The organism is Cupriavidus metallidurans CH34 (assembly GCF_000196015.1).
Taxonomy (GTDB): Bacteria; Pseudomonadota; Gammaproteobacteria; order Burkholderiales; family Burkholderiaceae; genus Cupriavidus; species Cupriavidus metallidurans.
Window position 1 is genome coordinate 2,994,233 of the sequence record NC_007973.1, and the last position, 19,666, is coordinate 3,013,898.

Sequence of the window (19,666 nt, forward strand, 5' to 3'; positions counted from 1 at the left end):
ATGAAGCCTTGCTGTGAAGCCTTACTGCTTCACGCAATCCACGAAGTACGCCTTCTGGCCATCGACCTCGTCCTCGACCAGGCCGTGGATGTCGGTCTCGAAGCCCGGGAAGAGCTTGTTGAACTCGCGCGCGAACTTCAGGTACTTCACGATCGTGCGGTTGAAGCGCTCGCCCGGGATCAGCAGCGGAATGCCCGGCGGGTACGGCGTCAGCAGGATCGCGGTCACGCGGCCTTCCAGTTCGTCGACGGGCACGCGCTCGATTTCGCGATGCGCCATCATCGCCCAGGCATCCGACGGCTTCATCGCCGGCTCCATGTCCGACAGGTACATCTCGGTGGTCACGCGCGCCACATCGTTGGCCTTGTAGACGCTGTGGATCGCGTCGCACAGATCACGCAGGCCCAGCCGCTCGTACTGCGGGTGCTTGCCCACGAACTCGGGCAGCACGCGCCACAGCGGCTGGTTCTGGTCGTAGTCGTCCTTGAACTGCTGCAGCTCGGTCACCAGCGAGTTCCAGCGGCCCTTGGTGATGCCGATCGTGAACATGATGAAGAACGAGTACAGACCCGTCTTCTCGATGATGATGCCGTGCTCGGCCAGGTACTTCGTGACGATTGCCGCCGGGATGCCGCGCTCGCTGAACTCGCCGTCCACGTCGAGGCCCGGGGTGATGATCGTGGCCTTGATCGGATCCAGCAGGTTGAAACCATCGGCCAGATCGCCGAAGCCATGCCAGCGCTCGTTGGCCTTGAGCATCCACTCTTCGCGGTCAGGAATGCCGTCTTCGGCCAGCGCGTCCGGGCCCCACACCTTGAACCACCAGTCGCCATTGTTGGCGACGTCGTAGTCGGCTTCCACCTTGCGCACGGCACGGCGGAAGTCCAGCGCTTCCTGGATGCTTTCCTCGACCAGCGCGGTGCCGCCCGGCGCTTCCATCATCGCCGCGGCCACGTCGCACGAGGCAATGATCGAGTACTGCGGGCTCGTCGAGGTGTGCATCAGATACGCCTCGTTGAAGCGGTAGCGATCCAGCTTGCGCGTTTCCGAATCCTGCACGAGGATCTGCGAGGCCTGCGACAGGCCGGCCAGCAGCTTGTGCGTGGACTGCGTGGCGAACACCAGCGCGTCCTTGCTGCGCGGACGGTCACGGCCGATCGCGTGCATGTCGCGATAGAAATCGTGGAACGCCGCGTGCGGCAGCCATGCCTCGTCGAAATGCAGCGTGTCGATTTCCGACGTCAGCATTTCCTTGATCTGCTCGGCGTTGTACAGCACGCCGTCGTACGTACCCTGCGTGATCGTCAGGATGCGCGGCTTCTGGTTCTTCGCCTTGCTCGCGAACGGATGGTTCTCGATCTTCCTGCGGATCGTCTCCGGGTCGAACTCGCTCTTCGGAATCGGGCCGATGATGCCGTAGTGGTTGCGCGTCGGCATCAGGAACACCGGAATTGCGCCCGTCATCATGATCGCGTGCAGGATCGACTTGTGGCAGTTACGGTCCACCACCACGATGTCGCCCGGCGCCACGTTGGCGTGCCAGACCATCTTGTTCGACGTCGACGTGCCGTTGGTCACGAAGAACATGTGGTCGGAATTGAAGATGCGCGCGGCGTTGCGCTCCGACGCCGCCACCGGGCCGGTGTGGTCCAGCAGCTGGCCAAGTTCCTCGACCGCGTTGCAGACGTCGGCGCGCAGCATGTTCTCGCCGAAGAACTGGTGGAACACCTGGCCCACCGGGCTCTTCAGGAACGCCACGCCGCCCGAGTGCCCCGGGCAGTGCCACGAGTACGAGCTGTCCTGCGCGTAGTCGATCAGCGCCTTGAAGAACGGCGGGGCCAGCGAATCCAGGTAGACCTTGGCTTCGCGGATGATGTGGCGCGCCACGAATTCGGGGGTGTCCTCGAACATGTGGATGAAGCCGTGCAGCTCGCGCAGGATGTCGTTCGGAATATGGCGCGACGTGCGCGTCTCGCCATACAGGAAGATCGGCAGATCCGTGTTGCGGCGACGCACTTCGGTCACGAACGCGCGCAGCTTCTCGATGGCGGCCGCTTCGGGCTGATCGTCGGCGCGCACGAACTCGTCGTCGTCGATCGACACGATGAACGTGGATGCCCGGCTGGACTGCTGGGCGAACGACGTCAAGTCGCCATAGCTGGTCAGACCCATCACTTCCATGCCTTCATTCTCGATGGCCTCGGCCAACGCGCGAATGCCCGAGCCGGAGATGTTCTCGGAGCGGAAGTCTTCATCGATGATGATGACGGGGAAGCGGAATTTCATCGGGCATCCTTGATGAGCGTGCTTGGAAAGAACTTGAGCCACATGGCCGGCGGGGAGTTCCCCGCAAACGGCGGCATGTGGCTCTTTCGTCAGGTCTGACGCCTGACCGGTTCATGGCCGGCGGCGCCCCCGGCGACGGACGCCGGCATTGTAATGCGATCAGGTCTTCGGCAGTGTGACACCCTGCTGGCCCTGGTACTTGCCGCCACGGTCGGCATACGAGGTCTCGCAGATCTCGTCGCTCTCGAAGAACAGCACCTGCGCGCAGCCTTCGCCGGCATAGATCTTGGCGGGCAGCGGCGTGGTGTTGGAGAACTCAAGCGTCACATAGCCTTCCCACTCGGGTTCGAACGGCGTCACGTTGACGATGATGCCGCAGCGGGCATAGGTGCTCTTGCCCAGGCAGATCGTCAGCACGCTGCGCGGAATCCGGAAGTATTCCATCGTGCGGGCCAGCGCGAACGAGTTCGGCGGGATGATGCAGACATCGCCCTTGAAGTCCACGAACGACTTCTCGTCGAAGTTCTTCGGATCGACGATCGTGCTGTTGATGTTCGTGAAGATCTTGAATTCGTCGGCGCAGCGGATGTCGTAGCCGTAGCTCGACGTGCCATAGGACACGATCTTGCGGCCGTCCGACTCCCGTACCTGGCCGGGCTCGAACGGTTCGATCATGCCGTGCTGCTCCGCCATGCGGCGGATCCACTTGTCGGATTTGATGCTCATAAAGGCGTGGGCGGAAAAGTCGGGCGGCGGGCTGCCGCTGGATTGGGGCGCATTGTACAACCAATCGCTTCTGGCGCTCTTGTTCCGGCTTCTGTTGCGATCTGGTGCCGCGCAGCGGAATTCCTAGACCGCCGGTACCAGCGCTTCGGTCGGTGTGTGGCGGAACCGCTCCCGCCCTGTGTAGAGCAGGAAATGCTTGCCGGTGCAGCGCGCGAATAGCGTCATTCCGACACGCTTGGCCATCTGGTAACCCATTTGCGTCACACCCGAACGCGATAACAGGAACGGAATGCCCATCTGGGCGCCCTTGATGACCATTTCCGACGTCAGTCGGCCCGTGGTGTAGAAAATCTTGTCGGCGCCGCTCATGTCCTCGAGCCACATCCACCCGGCGATGGCATCCACGGCGTTGTGGCGGCCCACGTCCTCGACGAAGGTCAGCAACTCGCTGCCCCGGAACAAGGCGCAGCCGTGAACCGAGCCGGCCTGCTTGTAGACCGATTGCTGAAGCCGGATGGTATCGACGATCGCGTACAGCGTTTCCTGGTCGAGCCGGGCGTCCGGGGGCAGCGCGATGGTGTCGACCTCGTCCATCAGCGAACCGAACACCGTGCCCTGCCCACAGCCCGTGGTCACCACGCGGCGCGCGGTGCGCTCCTCGATGCGATCGACCCCCGAACGGGTGGTCACTGCCACCGACTCGGTTTCCCAGTCCACCTGGACCGAAGCAATCTGCTCGATCGACTCCACCAGTCGCTGATTGCGCAGATAACCCAGGACGAGATGCTCCGGCGCGCCGCCCAGCGTCATCAGCGTGACCAGTTCGCGTTTGTCCAGATAGACCGTCAGCGGGCGCTCGCCTGGCAGCCAGGCCGGACGTTCCCTGCCTTGCTCGTCGAGGACAGCCACCTCTTCGATCAGGGGTACGCTGGCATGGGTCAGTTCGGGGCGCAGTGACATGTGGGAGGCGGGCTGGCCCTTCCGAAGGTCGGGCCAGCTACAGCGGATGCTATCTGGAGGGATCAGGAGGCGGCGATCACACCGCAGGCGATGCGGCCGCCCGAGTTGCCGGTGGGCTGGGTGCGATAGTCGTCGGCATCCTTGTGGACAACGACGGCGCGGCCAACCACGCTGTTCGGGCCGGGTGCCACGGTCACGTCCGGCATGATGAACTGCACGCGCGCGTTGCCGCTGGAGTCCGCGACGAGGTTGTTCATGTCGCCGGCATGATGATCGGGCATCGTCATCTGGCCATGCGGCTTGCCTGCCGGGTTGAAGTGCCCACCCGCGCTCATCGCGTCGGGCGCGGAGCAGTCACCCTTCTCGTGGATATGGAAGCCATGTGTCGTGCCTGGCGGCAGGCCGGTCACCGATACCACCACCATCACGCCACCGCCCGCCTGCTGGTCGAACGTGACGCGTCCCGCGGTATTCGTGCCGCTCTTGGGGCTCAGCGCTGCGGCGGCCTTCGTGGACGCGCTGGTTGCCGCCGTGCCACTGCTGCTACTGCTGCTGGACGAACCCCAGCCCCAGCTCGAGCAACCCGCCACAGCCAGTGCGGCAGCGCCCATCGTCAAACCGAAAAGTACACGTTTCATGCCGAGCCCTCCTCTTGCGGTTAAAAGCCCGGGCGATTGTACGCCTGACCTGCACATACGACTGCCGCAAACTGCAACGCCGTGCCAATGCACATGATCAAGCCTGCCCCGGACGCTGGCGGCTACGGCCCGCGTCCTCCGGCGGTGTGGAACGCTGCGCGGGGATCTTGCCGGCCTTGATATCGTCGTACCAGTGCTCGTGGTGCTCCTGGGCCCAGGCCTCGTCCACGTAGCCATCGCGCATGGCGCGGTAGGCGCCTTCCATGCCGATCGTGCCCATGTAGATATGGCCGCAGGCCAGCGCGATCATCAGCACCGCGGCGATCGCGTGGATGACGTTGGCGATCTGCATCGTGGCGCGGTAGTACTCCAGGCCCGGCACGATCATGTCGAGCACCCACCCCGACGCAGACAGGATCAGCCCAAAAAAGACCAGTCCGACCCAGAACCAGAGCTTTTCGCCGGCGTTGAAACGGTGACTCGGCACGTGGCTGCCCGTGAGCAGCCCCCCTGCCCGCGCGATCCACGTCAGGTCGTCGCGGCTGGGCAGGTTGTCGCGCACGAAGAGCACGAAGGCAACGACGATCGCAACCGTGAACACCGGCCCGCTCAGGTTATGCAGGTTCTTGAGGATGTACGTGAGCCATCCGAACAGCGTATGGCCGAAGATCGGCAGCAGGACGTGCTTGCCAAACAGGATCACGAGGCCCGAGATCGCCAGGATCGAGAACGAGATCGCCATGGTCCAGTGCACGATGCGTTCCAGCGGCGTGAAGCGTTCGATCATGCGGCCCGTGCGCGGTGTCTTGAGCGGAATCGTGCCCCGCCAGGCGAAGAACGCCAGGATCGCCAGCGGCACGATCAACACCAGCCAGCCACCCCACACCGTGATCACGCCATTGCGGAACAGACGCCACTTCTGACCCGTGCGCTGGATCAGCACACCAGCTTCCTTGGCCGGCAGGCTGCTGTAGTTCGGCTGGTCGGAGTTCGCCTCGCGCCAGACCGGCGCATTGTTGCCCGGCTGCGTCTGCGAACGCTCCTGCTGCGCACGCGCCTCGGCGGCCATGTCGCGGCGCGGCACATTGAAGATGTTCTCGCTCGCAATGCCCGCGAACGGCTGCGCGGGGTGCGTGGCCGGGTTGTTTGCGTTATCGGACTGTGTGGCGGACTGCGTGGCGGACTGTTGCGCCTGCGGTGCCGAAGCTGGCGCCTGCGCGAACGCGCCGGCCATCGCCAGCGTCATCAGCGCGCCGGCTAGCCACCGTCCTGTACGTGAAAGCCGCGTCATAAGCCCTCCTTGCCGGCGCTCACGGCGTCTTGTTGTACTCGTTCTGGTACTGGTTGCGCTCATGGATCTGGCGCACCCAGCTATCCCTGTCACCCGGCGTCCATCCCTTGGCGACGAACGGATCGCCGGGGGCGCCCTGCCAGGCCGGCGTATCCGATTTCTTGAACGAAGCGGTCGATGTCTGCGCCTTCTCGCCGCAGCCGGCGATCAGCAGGCCCGCAAGGCTCAGGGCAATCAGTAGCGCGCGGTTCATGATGCGCTCCCCTCGCTGGCTGGCGCGGCAGGCGCCGTGGGTGCGGCACCCGGCGCCGCGGGCGGCGTGCCCGCTGCCGGCTGCGCCTTGACGCCGCCATAGGCGGTGCCCCAGCCGAAGACGTCGCCGCCCTTGCCGCGCTTGATCACGCGATTGCGCAGGATGTCGGCAATCACGTCGCCATCGCCGCCGAGCAGCGCCTTGGTCGAACACATTTCCGCGCACAGCGGCAGCTTGCCTTCGGCCAGGCGGTTGCGACCGTACTTCTCGAACTCTGCCTCGCTGCCGTTGGCTTCCGGGCCGCCGTTGCAGAACGTGCACTTGTCCATCTTGCCGCGCACGCCGAAGGTACCTTCGCTAGGGAACTGCGGCGCGCCGAATGGGCAGGCGTACGAGCAGTAACCGCAGCCGATGCAAACATCCTTGTCGTGCAGCACCACGCCGTCCTCGGTGCGATAGAAGCAATCGACCGGACAGACCGCCATGCACGGCGCATCGGAGCAATGCATGCACGCCACCGAGATCGACTTTTCCGCGCCGACCACGCCGTCGTTGACCGTCACCACGCGGCGCCGGTTCACACCCCAGGGCACCTCGTGCTCGTTCTTGCAGGCGGTGACGCAGCTGTTGCACTCGATGCAACGCTCGGCATCACAGATGAATTTCATGCGGGCCATTTGCGTCTCCGTCCTTATGCGAACCGCTCGATCTGGCAAACGGTGGTCTTGGTTTCCTGCATCATCGTCACCGAGTCATAGCCGTAGGTGGTGGCGGTGTTCACCGCCTCCCCGCGCACGATCGGCATGGCGCCCTCCGGGTAGTAGGGCTTGAGATCCTTGCCCTGCCACCAGCCAGAGAAATGGAACGGGATGAACGCCGTATCCACGCCCACGCGCTCGGTCACCAGCGCGCGCACCTTGATCCTGGCGCCGGTCGGCGTCTTGACCCAGCAGTAGTCACCGTTGCGGATGCCGCGTTCCGATGCCGCCTTCGGGTTGATCTCGACGAAGTTCTCCTGCTGCAATTCGGCCAGCCACGGGTTCGAGCGCGTTTCCTCGCCACCGCCCTCGTACTCGACCAGACGGCCGGAGGTCAGGATGATCGGGAATTTCTCGTAGACCTTGTTCTCGATGTTGCGCTGCTGCACGGTCTTGTAGAGCGTGGGCAGGCGCCAGAAGGCCATCTTGTCGTCGTGGGTCGGGTACTTGGCGACCATGTCCGGGCGCGTCGAGTACAGCGGCTCGCGGTGTTGCGGGATCGGGTCCGGGAAGTTCCAGACCACGGCCCGCGCGCGGGCGTTGCCGAACGGGTGGCAGCCGTGGTTCTTCATCACCACGCGCTGGATGCCGCCCGACAGGTCGGTCTTCCAGTTCTTGCCATCGGCCGCCTTCTTTTCGGCGTCGGTCAGTTCGTCCCACCACCCGAGCTTCTTGAGCAGCACCGCGTCGAATTCCGGATACCCGGTAGTGATGTCCGCGCCCAGCGAGTGCGATCCGTCGGCCGCCAGCAGGCTCACGCCGTCACGCTCCACACCGAAGTTGGCGCGGAAATTGCCGCCGCCGTCCATCACGTTCCTGCTGGTGTCGTAGAGGTTGGGCGAGCCCGGGTGCTTCAGCTCCGGCGTGCCGTAGCACGGCCATGGCAGGCCGAAGTAATCACCGGTGATGTCATAGCCGGTGACCGGGTCCTTGCCCCCCTTGCAGCGCAACGAGCGCACATCGAACATGTGCATGTTGCGCATGTGGGCCTTCAGCCGCTCGGGTGACTGGCCCGTGTAGCCGATGGTCCAGTTGCCGGCGTTGATCTCGCGCAGGATCGATTCGGTCTCGGGCTCCCGCCACGTGCGCCCGGCGCGCTTGACCTCAACCAGCTTGTAGTTCTTCGACAGTTCGTTGGCAAAGCCCAGCTTCTCGGCGAACGCCTGCATGATCGCGTGGTCGGGCATCGACTCGAACAGCGGCTCGATCACCTTCTCACGCCATTGCAGCGAACGGTTCGACGCCGTGCACGAACCCGAGGTCTCGAACTGGGTGCAGGCCGGCAGCAGGTACACGGCACGGTTCGGGTTGGGGGTATCGCCTTCGGTCGCCGGCATGTTGGCCATGGCGGCCGTGGCCGACGGATACGGGTCGATCACGACCAGCAGGTCGAGCTTGTCGAGCGCGCGCTTCATCTCCAGGCCGCGCGTCTGCGAGTTCGGCGCATGGCCCCAGAAGAACACGCCACGCACGTTGTGGTCCTGGTCGATCAGTTCCGGCTTCTCGGTGACGATGTCGATCCAGCGCGACACCGTGGTGCCGGACTTCTCCATCATCGCCTGCGAGGCGAACTGCTTCTTGATCCATTCGTAGTCCACGCCCCAGACCGCCGCGAAGTGCTTCCACGCGCCGGCAGCCAGGCCGTAGTAGCCCGGCAGCGAATCCGGGTTCGGCCCCACGTCGGTGGCGCCCTGCACGTTGTCGTGACCACGGAAGATGTTGGCGCCGCCGCCCGACACACCGATGTTGCCGAGCGCCAGTTGCACGATACACGACGCACGCACGATGGCGTTGCCGATCGTGTGCTGCGTCTGGCCCATGCACCAGACCAGCGTGGACGGACGGTTCTTCGCCATCGTCTCGGCCACGTACCGGACTTCGGCCTCGGGCACGCCGCAGACTTCCTCGACCTTGTCCGGCGTCCACTTGGCCAGCACTTCCTCCTTGACCTTGTCCATGCCGTAGACGCGGTCGGACAGGTACTTCTTGTCTTCCCAGCCGTTCTGGAAGATGTGGTACAGCACGCCGAACAGGAACGCGATATCGGTGCCCGAGCGGATACGGACGTAGTGATCGGACTTGGCCGCCGTGCGCGTATAGCGCGGGTCGACCACGATCACCTTGCAGCCGCTCTCCTTGGCGTGGAGCAGGTGGAGCATCGACACCGGATGCGCCTCGGCCGCATTCGAACCGATATACAGCGCCGCCTTGGCGTTCTGCATGTCGTTGTACGAATTGGTCATCGCACCGTAGCCCCAGGTGTTCGCCACGCCGGCCACGGTGGTCGAGTGGCAGATGCGCGCCTGGTGGTCGGTATTGTTGGTGCCGAAGAACGAGACCCACTTGCGCAGCAGGTAGGACTGCTCGTTGCTGTGCTTGGACGAGCCGATGAAGAACAACGAATCCGGTCCGGTTTCCTGGCGGATCTGCTTGAGCTTCGCGCTGATCTCGTCGAGCGCCTGATCCCAGGAGATGCGCTGGTACTTGCCGTTGACCAGCTTCATCGGGTACTTCAGCCGGTATTCGCCGTGACCATGCTCGCGCAGCGCGGCGCCCTTGGCGCAATGCGCGCCCAGGTTGATCGGCGAATCGAACACAGGCTCCTGCCGCACCCACACGCCGTTCTGCACCACCGCGTCGACCGCGCAACCCACCGAGCAATGGCCGCAGACAGTGCGGCGCACGACAATATCGCCCTTGCCGCCTGCGCCGCCCTTGCCGTCGTCGGCATCGGCGCGACGCATCATCGTCAGTTGCGTGGCGGCCAGCCCCGCGCCCACGCCGATGCCCGAACGCTTGAGGAAGCTGCGACGGTCCATGGTCGGCATGGCGCCGGCCAGGCCTGCGGCAAGGCGCGCGGACAGACGTCCGGATGACTGGGACTGGGACTGGGATTGCGAACTGGAATCAGCGAGCCGGCTGGTGAGCCGGCCGGTCTGGCCGTGGTCCGCGCGATGGTTGGCGCCGTCGTTCGCGCCGTTGTTCGCACGTTTGCGGGTCAGGGGGGTCATGGCTTGCCTCGATCAGAGCGGTTGGCGTGTGCGACAACTCGGGCGCGCGCCAGCACGCCCGGGGCAACATGCCTAAACCAGCGTGGTCCGGTAGTACTTGCGGATATGTGCGGAGACCCGGTAGCCATCACTGCCCGGCGCGGGATCGGCGGGCTCGGCCTTAGCGGCGACGGCCTCGGCAAGCGCGGGCTGTCCGCGCGTGGCCACAACGGCGGCGCCGGCTGCGGCAACCACGCCGGCACCCGCCAGAAAGGTGCGACGTGCGACCCGGGGTTGTTTATCTTCCATGAGGACTCCTCGGCTATGCCGTACCGATGGATGATTTATTTATGACGTGTTTTGCATATTCTAGTTGCAACACCACCGAATGACCACGCGCGCGGCCGCAAAATCGGTAAATATCGGACAAACCCCGACCGCGCCCCCGCTCAGTGCATCTCGAGCGCGACAGCCTCGACGCTGCAAAACGCGCGTAACAGTCCTGCGGCACTGCGGTAGAAGCGGGCCCGCGGATGGTTCTCTAGGGCGTCACACAACCGGTCCACCCAAGGCTGCAGATGCCGGGCGAAGAAGCGTTGCTGCTCGCCGAGATTCGACACCGCGAGATCATCGCCGGCCACGAGATAGCGCATCACCTCGCACAGCGCGGCCACGTGATCCTCGGTTTCGCTGACGTTATCGTGCCGCGTGAGCCCGTAGCGGGCCAGATCGTCACGCAATGCCACCAATGGCCGCTCGTTGAGAAAGCCGGCCTGATAGAACGAGCCGTAGAGAAAGATCTCCTGCTTGCCGACGCCGACGAACAACTGCGCGTACTCGTCCGCGGCTTCCACGGCGGTCGTGATCGATGCTGCGTCGCACAACGTATTCCACGCGCGACCGAGCACGGTATCGGCATCTGCACCTGACGCGCGATTGGCCGCGATATGGTGCAACAGCGTCGCATCGGGCGCCTGATAGAACAGCGTGGCCAGCAGACCATAAAGATCGGCGCGCGCGGTGTCCTCGGGATCGGGCTCGCCGTGCGCCGGTGTCTGGGCGGTAAGCTGAATCGGCTGGAAATCGCTCATATCGTGATGCATCCCTTCCGTTTATCCCTTCTGTAGCGCGCTATCCCGTGCGCTGCCTTATTGCAGCGTCGCGCCCGTGGCGGCGCCGCTATCCTTTTCCACCATGTCGATGACCCGGCAGTCGCTGCACATCTTCAGCCGCTCAGCCGCCGCGCCGGCAAACGCCGGGTGGCCAGCCAGTCGGACCAGCATGGATTCCACCATCTGCGCCGTGCCAAATGGCTTGCCGCAACGGACGCAATGGAACGGCTGGGTCTCGTTGAGCGTGACGGGCCGGCGCGCGGCATCGCCCGCCAGCAAGCGTGGCACCAGCGTGATCGCGTCCTCGGGGCAAGTCTTCTCGCACAGCCCGCACTGCACGCAGTTGCGCTCGACAAAGGCCAGCACGGGCCGCTCGGCGTTGTCGCGCAGTGCCTGCGTCGGACACGCGCCCACGCAGGCCATGCACAGGGTGCAGCGGGCGGTGTCGACCTGCACGGCCCCAAGCGGCGCGCCCGCAGGCAGCGCCATCGTTTCGGCGGGCACCGGAGCATTGCGCGCCAGGTGATCCACAACGAAATCCAGGGTCTCGCGCTTGGCCAGCGCGGCGCGGAATCCCGCGACGGGCAGCGGGCTCAGCGGTTCGGCCGGCGTGGAAATCGCGCCCAGCCCCACATCGAGCCCGGCAACGTCGCTCGCCTCGACCAGCGCCAGCCGCTGGCCACGATAGCCGAAGCCTTCCAGGATCGTCCGGGCCACGGCCATCTGCTCAAGCAGCGCCGCACGGTATTGCGGCGCTTCGTCGCCAGTCAGCAGCACGGCCACGCCGCCCGCACCCCAGCACAGGGCAGCCAGCCACAACTCGATGCCCGTCGAGGCCGGATGGAATGCCGAAACCGGAATTACGTTCGGCGGCACGCCCCGTGCCTGGCCGGCCCGCGCGGCGCGACCCAGCGCGAGGATGGCTGACGTACCGTGCTCCGCGCCGTGGATCAGCAATACGGCATCACGGCCGCCGGCACGGCTGTAAGTGGTCACCAGCGTGCGCAGGCGTTCGCCAAACGTCTCCGGGCCAGGGTAGCCATAGCTGATGGCACCGCTCGGGCAAACCGTCGTGCACGCGCCGCAGCCCATGCACAGGTTCGGCGTGACCTCGATACGGCCCTTGCCGTCGCGCCAGTGCGAACTGATCGCCTGCGTCGAACAGATGTCGATGCAAGCCGTGCAGCCCGTGGTCTGGTTGCGGCCGTGGGCGCAGACGCTTTCCTTGTAGCGGAAGAACTTCGGCTTCTCGAATTCGCCGACCAACTGCTGCGCGGTTAGTGCCAGCGCGTACTGGCGCGCCACGTCACCCCCCGCATGCAGATAGCCTTGCGGCGGCTGATGCATCGTGAAAGCCGGTGAATCGTTGAGATCGAAAACGATGTCGAACCGGCCCGATTCGGTCGCAGCCGGGCGATCGAAATCGATAGCCGCCGCCGCGCCGCACGCTTTCACGCATTCGCGATGATCTCGGCAACGGTCGAGGTCGATCTGGTAGCTGAAGTCGATCGCCTGCTCGGGGCACGCCGCAATGCAGGCGTTGCAGCGCGTGCAGAGATCCAGGTCGATCGGATTGCTCTTGCCGGCACCGGTCTCCCAGGTGGCAGTGAACGTGCCCAGCCAGCCGGTCAGCGACGCGAGCCTGCCACTGTGAACCGGCCACGCGCGATCCGCCGGGTTCGCGCCGCTACCCACCACGCCGTCGGCCTGGCCCAGCAGCACGGTCACATCGAGCCCCGCCTCACTGAGGCGACCCGCCCACGGCAGTGCGCGAGCGGCAGGTCCCATGATCAGTACCGTGCCTTCGGAGCGGTAATCGACCGTGGCCACCGGATCGGGATCGGGCAACGCCGCCACCGCAAGCAGCGCGGCAATCTTGGCGTTGGCCGTGGCCGGATCGCGCCGCGCCCCGGCCGACCATCCACCGGTCTCGCGAATGTTGACGAAGCGGACCGGCGCGGTCATCACACCTTGCTCACTGGCCGTTTGCGCGGCCACTTCGGTGAACAGCGGGCTTTCCTGCGTGCACGCGACGATCACGTCGTCCGTGCCATCGAGCGCCTTCCGGAAATCGCCAATCTCGCGGCGGCACAGCAGGCGATGCACCTTCAGCGGCGCGGTGCCCTGCGTCGCATCCTGGTTACCGCCACTGGCTTTGGCCAGCGCCGCGCCGTCGAGCGGCATGGTGTCATTGCAATTGCAGATCAGCGTCGGCATTTGGACTTGCGCAGCGGCCGATGCGCGCCTTCTCGTCGCGGAAGGATCATGCGTCGGCGGATTTGTGGGAGTGGCCTATTCTAGGCCCGTGCCGGGTCAGCGGCTACGCGTGTTTGTCCGCAGCGGGATCTTCGTCCGGCTCGGACGAGGCCGTGGGCTCCTCGACCATTGCTGCCTGCAGACCCTGCCCGGGTTGAGGTGCCTGCGAAGCCGCCGCGTCATCCACGGCCTTTCCTGCCTTGCCCGCCTCTTCGACTTCCGCGACGTCTTCGGCCTCCTCGACCGGATCGAAAAGCCCCAGCGTCTCCGACTGCCGCAGCCTGCGCAGGATCTCGGGCGGGATCGGGTCGGGCTTGCTGTAGTCGTCGATGTAAGTGTCCAGCCCGTCCATCACGTTGAAGTGCGGATCGGCGAACAAGGTCTTCAATGCCGCACGTTTGACGGACTCGTCGACCCCCTGTGCCACGAAGCGGGCGATGTTATCGCCCGGGCGTAGCACGGCCACGTCCGCAAGCGTCGGCATGGGTACAGCGGATGCGGCGGGCGTTGGAACAGCCGCTGTCACATCCGGCGATGTCGCGGTGGAAGACGGCAACACAGCCGGCGGCTGTACCTGTTCCTGTACCTGTTCCTCCGGCACGGGCTTGCCCTCGCGGACCGCCGCCTTGCGGCGCGACCAGCGGGACAGGAAGGAGCTATCGCCGTCGCTCATCGCAATCCCTCAATAGCGCGCACGTTCTTCGGGCGCCTTGAAAGATTCCGGCCGGCGCCGCTTCTTGGGTTCGGGCCGATAGTGCTGGTCCGTGAACGCCTGGAGCCACGCGCGTTGCTCCGGCTCCAGCGGCACGTTCTCGACGTTCTCGCCTGCGTCGAGCCAGCGCCCCGCCTCGTTATACGACAGGCTCACCGTAACCGGCACCGGGCGCGTCTCGCCATCCTCGTCGGGCTCCTCGGCCATGCGCCAGAGCACGAACCAGCATGGCGCGGTGGAGGTCAGGTTCAGGTAGTAGCCCTCGCCCTCGTCGCGGTACAGCGTGACCGCATAGCCGGGATGCGCCCAGTGCTCACCGTGCTCGTCCGCGTCGAGCCGCTTCGGCGCCGTGCCGAACTCGCCGAGATCCGGCAGCACGGCATCGAGCTCCCACTTCCAGGGTTGCCAGCGGTTGGTCAGCGCAACGCGGCGCATGACCACCGCCATCGTCACCGACGGCCTGCCAGCGGGCAAGGCTTCCGGCTCGGGAACAGCGGGTTGGTCCACGGCGGACTCCGGTGAAGGTCAGGTGTTCTGAACGACGATGCTCGGGAACTTGTTGCTCATGTCGCGCGTCTTGTCGGCAACCTTGATCGCCACCTTGCGCGCCACTTCGCGGTAGATCGTCGAGATCGGGCTGTCCGGTTCGGCCACGACGGTCGGGCGTCCGGAGTCGGCCTGCTCGCGGATCGACAGGTTCAGCGGCAGGCTGCCCAGGAGGTCCACGCCATACTCGGTGCTCATCCGCTCCGCGCCGCCTTCGCCGAAGATGTGTTCGACATGGCCACAGTTCGGGCAGCAGTAGACCGCCATGTTCTCGACGATGCCGAGAATCGGAATGCCGACCTTCTCGAACATCTTCAGGCCCTTGCGGGCATCGAGCAGGGCGATGTCCTGCGGGGTCGTCACGATCACGGCGCCCGTGACGGGCACCTTCTGCGACAACGTGAGCTGGATGTCGCCGGTGCCCGGGGGCATGTCGACGATCAGGTAGTCCAGGTCGTGCCAGTTGGTCTGGCGCAGCAGTTGTTCCAGGGCCGACGTGACCATCGGGCCGCGCCATACCATCGGATTGTCCTGTTCGATCAGGAAACCGATCGAGTTGGCCTGCAGGCCATGACCCTCCATTGGCTCCATGGTCTGGCCATCGGTCGACTCGGGTCGGCCGTCGATACCCAGCATCATCGGCAGGCTCGGGCCGTAGATATCGGCGTCCAGCATGCCGACGCGCGCGCCTTCGGCGGCCAGCGCCAGCGCCAGGTTCACGGCGGTGGTGGACTTGCCCACCCCGCCCTTGCCAGAGGCCACGGCGATCACATTGCGCACGCCCGGCAGCAGCTTGACGCCGCGCTGCACCGCGTGGGCGACGATCTTCATCGACATCGCCACGCTGACGTTGGTTACGCCCGGCAGATTGCGCAGGGCGCCGATCACGAGCTTGCGGATGGGCTCGAACTGGCTCTTGCCGGGGTATCCGAGCTCCACTTCCACGGAAACGTCACCGCCATCGACCCGCACGTTACGCGCCGAGCGCGTGGACACGAGGTCCTTGCCCGTGTTGGGGTCGATCACGGTCCGCAGGACTTCGGTTACCTGTTCAATGGTGAGACTCAAGACAGACTCCGCTTCTAATATGGATATGTGGGGTTGAGGCACGCAATGCTAACAAAGTCGCCCACACGATATGGTCTTGTGGCCCGCGCCGCCGGGAAACCCCTTTGCCGAGTGCGGAATTACAGACAATTACATCTCTCACAGTCTCGGGCTTGTGCACGCGCCGCCATATGCCTATTGTAGTGCGCCAATCTTGGGATCCCGCGTGCCGACAGGCGGTATGCGGGATCGTCCTGAGTGTTTTTGATTGCATCATGAAAGTTGTACTGCCAGTGGGCGGCATTACGCGCCAGGCGTTAACATGCAGGATGGCTTTGGCAAAACATTTACGGGAATCACCAGAAGGAGAAAGCATGAATTTCAAGCTCGTCACCGTCTCGCTCGTCGCGGCTGCGGCCCTGGCGGGTTGCGCCACCGAACAACAGACCAATACGGCGGTCGGCACCGGAGTCGGTGCGGCGGTAGGCGCGGGGATCGGTAACCTGATCGGCGGCAACACCACTGGCACGCTGGTCGGCGCGGCAGTGGGCGGCGCGCTCGGCGGCGCCACCGGTTACAACTGGAATGCTATCCGCGGCAAGCTGAACAAGGACACCGCGGGCACCGGCACCCAGATCACCGAGCAGCCGGACGGCTCCCTGAAGGTCAACATCCCGAGCCAGGTCACGTTCGACACGGACAGCTCGACGATCAAGCCGTCGTTCCGCAACGTGCTCGACCAGGTGGCCCAGACGCTAGCGCAGCATCAGGACGTGTCGGCCAACGTCGTTGGCCATACGGACAGCACCGGCAACCCGCAATACAACATGCAGCTCTCGCAACGCCGCGCCCAGAGCGTGGCTGGCTACCTGGGTGACCGTGGCGTCGCCCGGACCCGCCTGAGCGCCGAAGGCCGGGGCCAAACCCAGCCCGTCGCGGACAATTCGACCGAGGCTGGCCGTGCCCAAAATCGTCGCGTCGAAATTTTCTTGAAACCAATTTCTGGGTGACCAGTCATAGAGTTCAGGTACCGCTTGCCACCGTTGCTGGCTCGCGATGGGTGGCTGACCTCCCGGGCGGTACCTGATTTCTCCTCCTTTTCCGTTGTGGAAAGCTGCGCCGGTGACTAACCGGCGCTTTTTTTTGCCCATTTGCCTCGTGAATTAACGGTTTCCGGGCTGTTTTCGGCGATATTCGCCCCAATTCGGCCCAAGTTCGCCCCCCGTTCGCGCCCAATCCACACGCAAACCGCGCACCGACGCGGGGCAATTGCTAAAATAGCGCCTTTACCCCCGTGCCTCCTGCCGGTCACCGCCGGCGCTCCTGGCGCAAAACCCCTCTGAACGGCTCTTTTCATGACAGCACGCCGCATCCTCGTCACTTCCGCCCTGCCATATGCCAACGGCCAGATCCATATCGGCCACCTGGTGGAGTACATCCAGACCGACATCTGGGTGCGCTTCCAGCGCATGATGGGCAACGAGGTCTATTACGTGGGCGCCGATGACACCCACGGCACCCCGGTCATGCTGCGCGCCGAAAAGGAAGGCATCACCCCGAAGCAGCTGATCGACCGCGTCTGGACCGAACACAAGCGCGACTTCGACAACTTCCTGGTGTCGTTCGACAACTACTACAGCACCGACGCCGAAGAAAACCGCCAGCTTTGCGAGAAGATCTACCTGGCCCTGAAGGCCGAGGATCTGATTACCGAGCGCGACGTCGAGCAGTTCTACGACCCGGTCAAGAACATGTTCCTGCCGGATCGCTTCATCAAGGGCGAGTGCCCGAAGTGCGGCGCCAAGGACCAGTACGGCGATTCGTGTGAAGTTTGCGGCACAACCTATGTCCCGACGGATCTGAAGAATCCGTACTCGGTGGTTTCCGGGGCAACGCCGGTGCGCAAGTCGTCGACGCACTTCTTCTTCAAGCTTTCCGACCCGCGCTGCGAAACGTTCCTGCGCGAGTGGGTGGCCGATCTGGCCCAGCCTGAAGCCAGCAACAAGATGCAGGAATGGCTGGGTGCCGAAGGCGAAGCCTCGACGCTGTCCGATTGGGACATCTCGCGCGACGCCCCGTACTTCGGCTTCGAGATCCCCGGCGCGCCGGGCAAGTATTTCTACGTGTGGCTCGATGCCCCGATCGGCTACTACGCGAGCTTCAAGAACCTCGCCGAGAAGCGCGGCATCGATTTCGACGCCTGGGTCGGCCCGCACTCGACGGCAGAGCAGTACCACTTCATCGGCAAGGACATCCTGTACTTCCACACGCTGTTCTGGCCGGCGATGCTCCGCTTCTCGGGCTATCGCACCCCGACCAACGTGTTCGCGCACGGCTTCCTGACCGTCGACGGCGCCAAGATGAGCAAGTCGCGTGGCACGTTCATCACCGCGCAGAGCTATACCGATACCGGCATGAACCCGGAATGGCTGCGCTACTACTTCGCCGCCAAGCTCAATGCGAGCATGGAAGACCTGGACCTGAACCTGGACGACTTCGTCGCCCGCGTGAACAGCGACCTGATCGGCAAGTACGTGAACATCGCCAGCCGCGCCGCCGGCTTCCTGGTCAAGCGCTTCGACGGCAAGGTGAACGAGGCCGCGCTGGCCAACCCGCTGCTGGAGCAACTGCGCCAGGCCGCACCGCAACTGGCCCAGTACTATGAAGGCCGCGAGTACAGCAAGGCACTGCGTCTGGTGATGGAACTGACCGACGCGGTCAACGCGTTCGTCGACACCAACAAGCCGTGGGAACTGGCCAAGGACGAAAGCAAGCGCGATGCGCTGCACGCCGCCTGCTCGGTGTCGCTGGAAGCCTTCCGCCTGCTGACGATCTATCTGAAGCCGGTAGTGCCGACCATGGCCGCTGGCGTCGAGCGTTTCCTGAACGTCGATCCGCTCGACTGGCGCGCCATCGACAAGCAGCTTTCCGCCGACCGACCGGTGCAGCCGTACCAGCACCTGATGACGCGCGTGGATGTCAAACAGATCGATGCGCTGTTGGCAGCAAACCGCGACTCGCTGCAGGCTGCAGCGCCGGCCGCCGAAGCTGGCGCAGCAGGCGCCTCGGCCATCGAGCCGGTTGCCGACACGATCACGATCGACGACTTCGCGAAGATCGACCTGCGCGTGGCGAAGATCGTGGCGTGCGACAAGGTCGAAGGTTCGAACAAGCTGCTGCAGTTGACGCTGGACCTGGGCGAAGGCAAGACGCGCAACGTGTTCTCGGGCATCCAGTCGGCCTACACGCCCGAGCAACTCGTGGGCAAGCTGACCGTGGTGGTGGCCAACCTGGCACCGCGCAAGATGAAGTTCGGCATGTCCGAAGGCATGGTCCTGGCTGCATCGGCCGCGGATGAAAAGGCCAACCCGGGTCTGTACATCCTCGAACCGCACAGCGGCGCCGTGCCCGGCATGCGTATCCGCTAACCGGTAGCCGCCTCCCGGCCCGCGTGCCGGCGGTCTCCCCGATCGCCGGCACCACCTCCCCCCTCAGACCTGGTTAGCCGCCACCCATCTTCGAAGGATCGTCACTTCGCGACGTCGTGGTAACGATGCCGTCGTTGTTGAAGTGGACGTTGAAGAACGCGCGTTCGGTCGGGTTCTCATACCAGCGGTATCCCCACACCTCTTCCTGCTTCAGCGCGAACGCCTCGACCTTGGTCGGCTTGCCGAGCATCCGTCGGATCTGGTCCTTGTTCATGCCGGGCCGCACCTGCGAGAACGACTCGGCGGACAGCACCTGTTCGATCTTGCGCACGGTACCGTCCGGGCCCGTCGTCACCATCCAGGTGGTGGTGCCTTCCGGGCCACGCGGGTACTCCAGCCGGCGTCCGCCGTCTGCCTCTTCCCACACGATCTCGGGCTTGCCGGCCTGACGGCGCACATCTTCCTCGGTGGACTTGCCGATCTCGATGCCCTTGAACAGCAGGCTGTCGGGCTTCACGCTGTTCCACGTGCCGCGCGCGGCGTCGCCGGCCTTCTTCATGGCTTCGTCGACCTTCTGCTGGTCGCAACCAAACAGGGCAAGCAGGCTGGCTATCAGTCCCATGGCGGCAAGGCGTCGGCGTGACGCGTCAGTGAGTCGGAGTT

Annotated in this window: 17 protein-coding genes; 2 read left to right on the forward strand and 15 right to left on the reverse strand. The window is 64.8% G+C overall.

Annotation, left to right across the window (positions count from 1 at the left end):
• Positions 1-21: 21 nt before the first annotated feature.
• The 14 genes from RMET_RS13820 to apbC form a co-directional block, all read right to left on the reverse strand.
• Positions 22-2,286: an arginine/lysine/ornithine decarboxylase gene (locus RMET_RS13820; RefSeq protein ID WP_008646295.1), complete on the reverse strand. Its 2,265-nt coding sequence runs from the start codon at positions 2,284-2,286 to the stop codon at positions 22-24.
• A gap of 159 nt (positions 2,287-2,445) precedes the next feature.
• Positions 2,446-3,012, reverse strand: a complete 567-nt coding sequence (dcd, locus tag RMET_RS13825) for a dCTP deaminase (RefSeq protein WP_008646296.1) — start codon at positions 3,010-3,012, stop codon at positions 2,446-2,448.
• A 123-nt stretch (positions 3,013-3,135) separates the two neighbouring features.
• Positions 3,136-3,972 carry a formate dehydrogenase accessory sulfurtransferase FdhD gene (locus tag RMET_RS13830; RefSeq protein ID WP_011517327.1) on the reverse strand — a complete coding sequence of 279 codons (837 nt, stop codon included), beginning with the start codon at positions 3,970-3,972 and terminating at the stop codon, positions 3,136-3,138.
• A gap of 62 nt (positions 3,973-4,034) precedes the next feature.
• Positions 4,035-4,610 carry a superoxide dismutase family protein gene (locus RMET_RS13835; RefSeq protein ID WP_011517328.1) on the reverse strand — a complete coding sequence of 192 codons (576 nt, stop codon included), beginning with the start codon at positions 4,608-4,610 and terminating at the stop codon, positions 4,035-4,037.
• A gap of 97 nt (positions 4,611-4,707) precedes the next feature.
• Positions 4,708-5,901 carry a formate dehydrogenase subunit gamma gene (locus tag RMET_RS13840; protein WP_011517330.1) on the reverse strand — a complete coding sequence of 398 codons (1,194 nt, stop codon included), beginning with the start codon at positions 5,899-5,901 and terminating at the stop codon, positions 4,708-4,710.
• A gap of 19 nt (positions 5,902-5,920) precedes the next feature.
• Complete coding sequence (locus tag RMET_RS13845) at positions 5,921-6,154, reverse strand: hypothetical protein (RefSeq protein ID WP_011517331.1); 234 nt, start codon at positions 6,152-6,154, stop codon at positions 5,921-5,923.
• Positions 6,151-6,831, reverse strand: coding sequence for a formate dehydrogenase FDH3 subunit beta (gene fdh3B, locus RMET_RS13850; RefSeq protein ID WP_011517332.1), 681 nt, complete (start codon positions 6,829-6,831; stop codon positions 6,151-6,153). The genes RMET_RS13845 and fdh3B overlap by 4 nt, the downstream gene beginning before the upstream one ends.
• A 14-nt stretch (positions 6,832-6,845) precedes the next feature.
• Positions 6,846-9,923, reverse strand: a complete 3,078-nt coding sequence (locus RMET_RS13855; RefSeq protein ID WP_011517333.1) for a molybdopterin-dependent oxidoreductase — start codon at positions 9,921-9,923, stop codon at positions 6,846-6,848.
• 72 nt (positions 9,924-9,995) lie between these two features.
• Positions 9,996-10,211 (reverse strand): hypothetical protein, encoded by a 216-nt coding sequence (locus RMET_RS13860; protein WP_008651781.1) that lies wholly within the window; start codon positions 10,209-10,211, stop codon positions 9,996-9,998.
• Between the two features lie 140 nt (positions 10,212-10,351).
• Positions 10,352-10,993 carry a TorD/DmsD family molecular chaperone gene (locus tag RMET_RS13865; RefSeq protein WP_029309742.1) on the reverse strand — a complete coding sequence of 214 codons (642 nt, stop codon included), beginning with the start codon at positions 10,991-10,993 and terminating at the stop codon, positions 10,352-10,354.
• Positions 10,994-11,050: 57 nt separating this feature from the next.
• On the reverse strand, positions 11,051-13,231 hold the full coding sequence (locus RMET_RS13870) for a 4Fe-4S dicluster domain-containing protein (RefSeq protein ID WP_011517335.1): 2,181 nt from the start codon (positions 13,229-13,231) through the stop codon (positions 11,051-11,053).
• Positions 13,232-13,334: 103 nt separating this feature from the next.
• The gene (locus RMET_RS13875; protein WP_011517336.1) at positions 13,335-13,943 is read right to left on the reverse strand and encodes a DUF3306 domain-containing protein; all 609 of its coding nucleotides are present in this window, start codon (positions 13,941-13,943) and stop codon (positions 13,335-13,337) included.
• 9 nt (positions 13,944-13,952) lie between these two features.
• Positions 13,953-14,489 carry a DUF3305 domain-containing protein gene (locus tag RMET_RS13880; protein ID WP_011517337.1) on the reverse strand — a complete coding sequence of 179 codons (537 nt, stop codon included), beginning with the start codon at positions 14,487-14,489 and terminating at the stop codon, positions 13,953-13,955.
• 18 nt (positions 14,490-14,507) lie between these two features.
• On the reverse strand, positions 14,508-15,596 hold the full coding sequence (gene apbC, locus RMET_RS13885) for an iron-sulfur cluster carrier protein ApbC (RefSeq protein WP_008651774.1): 1,089 nt from the start codon (positions 15,594-15,596) through the stop codon (positions 14,508-14,510).
• Positions 15,597-15,949: 353 nt separating this feature from the next.
• On the opposite strand from apbC, the gene RMET_RS13890 reads away from it, so the two are divergent.
• Both RMET_RS13890 and metG read left to right on the forward strand, forming a co-directional pair.
• On the forward strand, positions 15,950-16,585 hold the full coding sequence (locus RMET_RS13890; protein ID WP_008651772.1) for an OmpA family protein: 636 nt from the start codon (positions 15,950-15,952) through the stop codon (positions 16,583-16,585).
• Between the two features lie 345 nt (positions 16,586-16,930).
• Complete coding sequence (gene metG, locus RMET_RS13895; RefSeq protein ID WP_011517339.1) at positions 16,931-19,003, forward strand: methionine--tRNA ligase; 2,073 nt, start codon at positions 16,931-16,933, stop codon at positions 19,001-19,003.
• Between the two features lie 73 nt (positions 19,004-19,076).
• Here the strand turns inward: metG and bamE are convergent, their stop codons facing one another.
• Positions 19,077-19,625, reverse strand: coding sequence for an outer membrane protein assembly factor BamE domain-containing protein (gene bamE / locus RMET_RS13900; RefSeq protein ID WP_008651770.1), 549 nt, complete (start codon positions 19,623-19,625; stop codon positions 19,077-19,079).
• Positions 19,626-19,666: the final 41 nt, after the last annotated feature.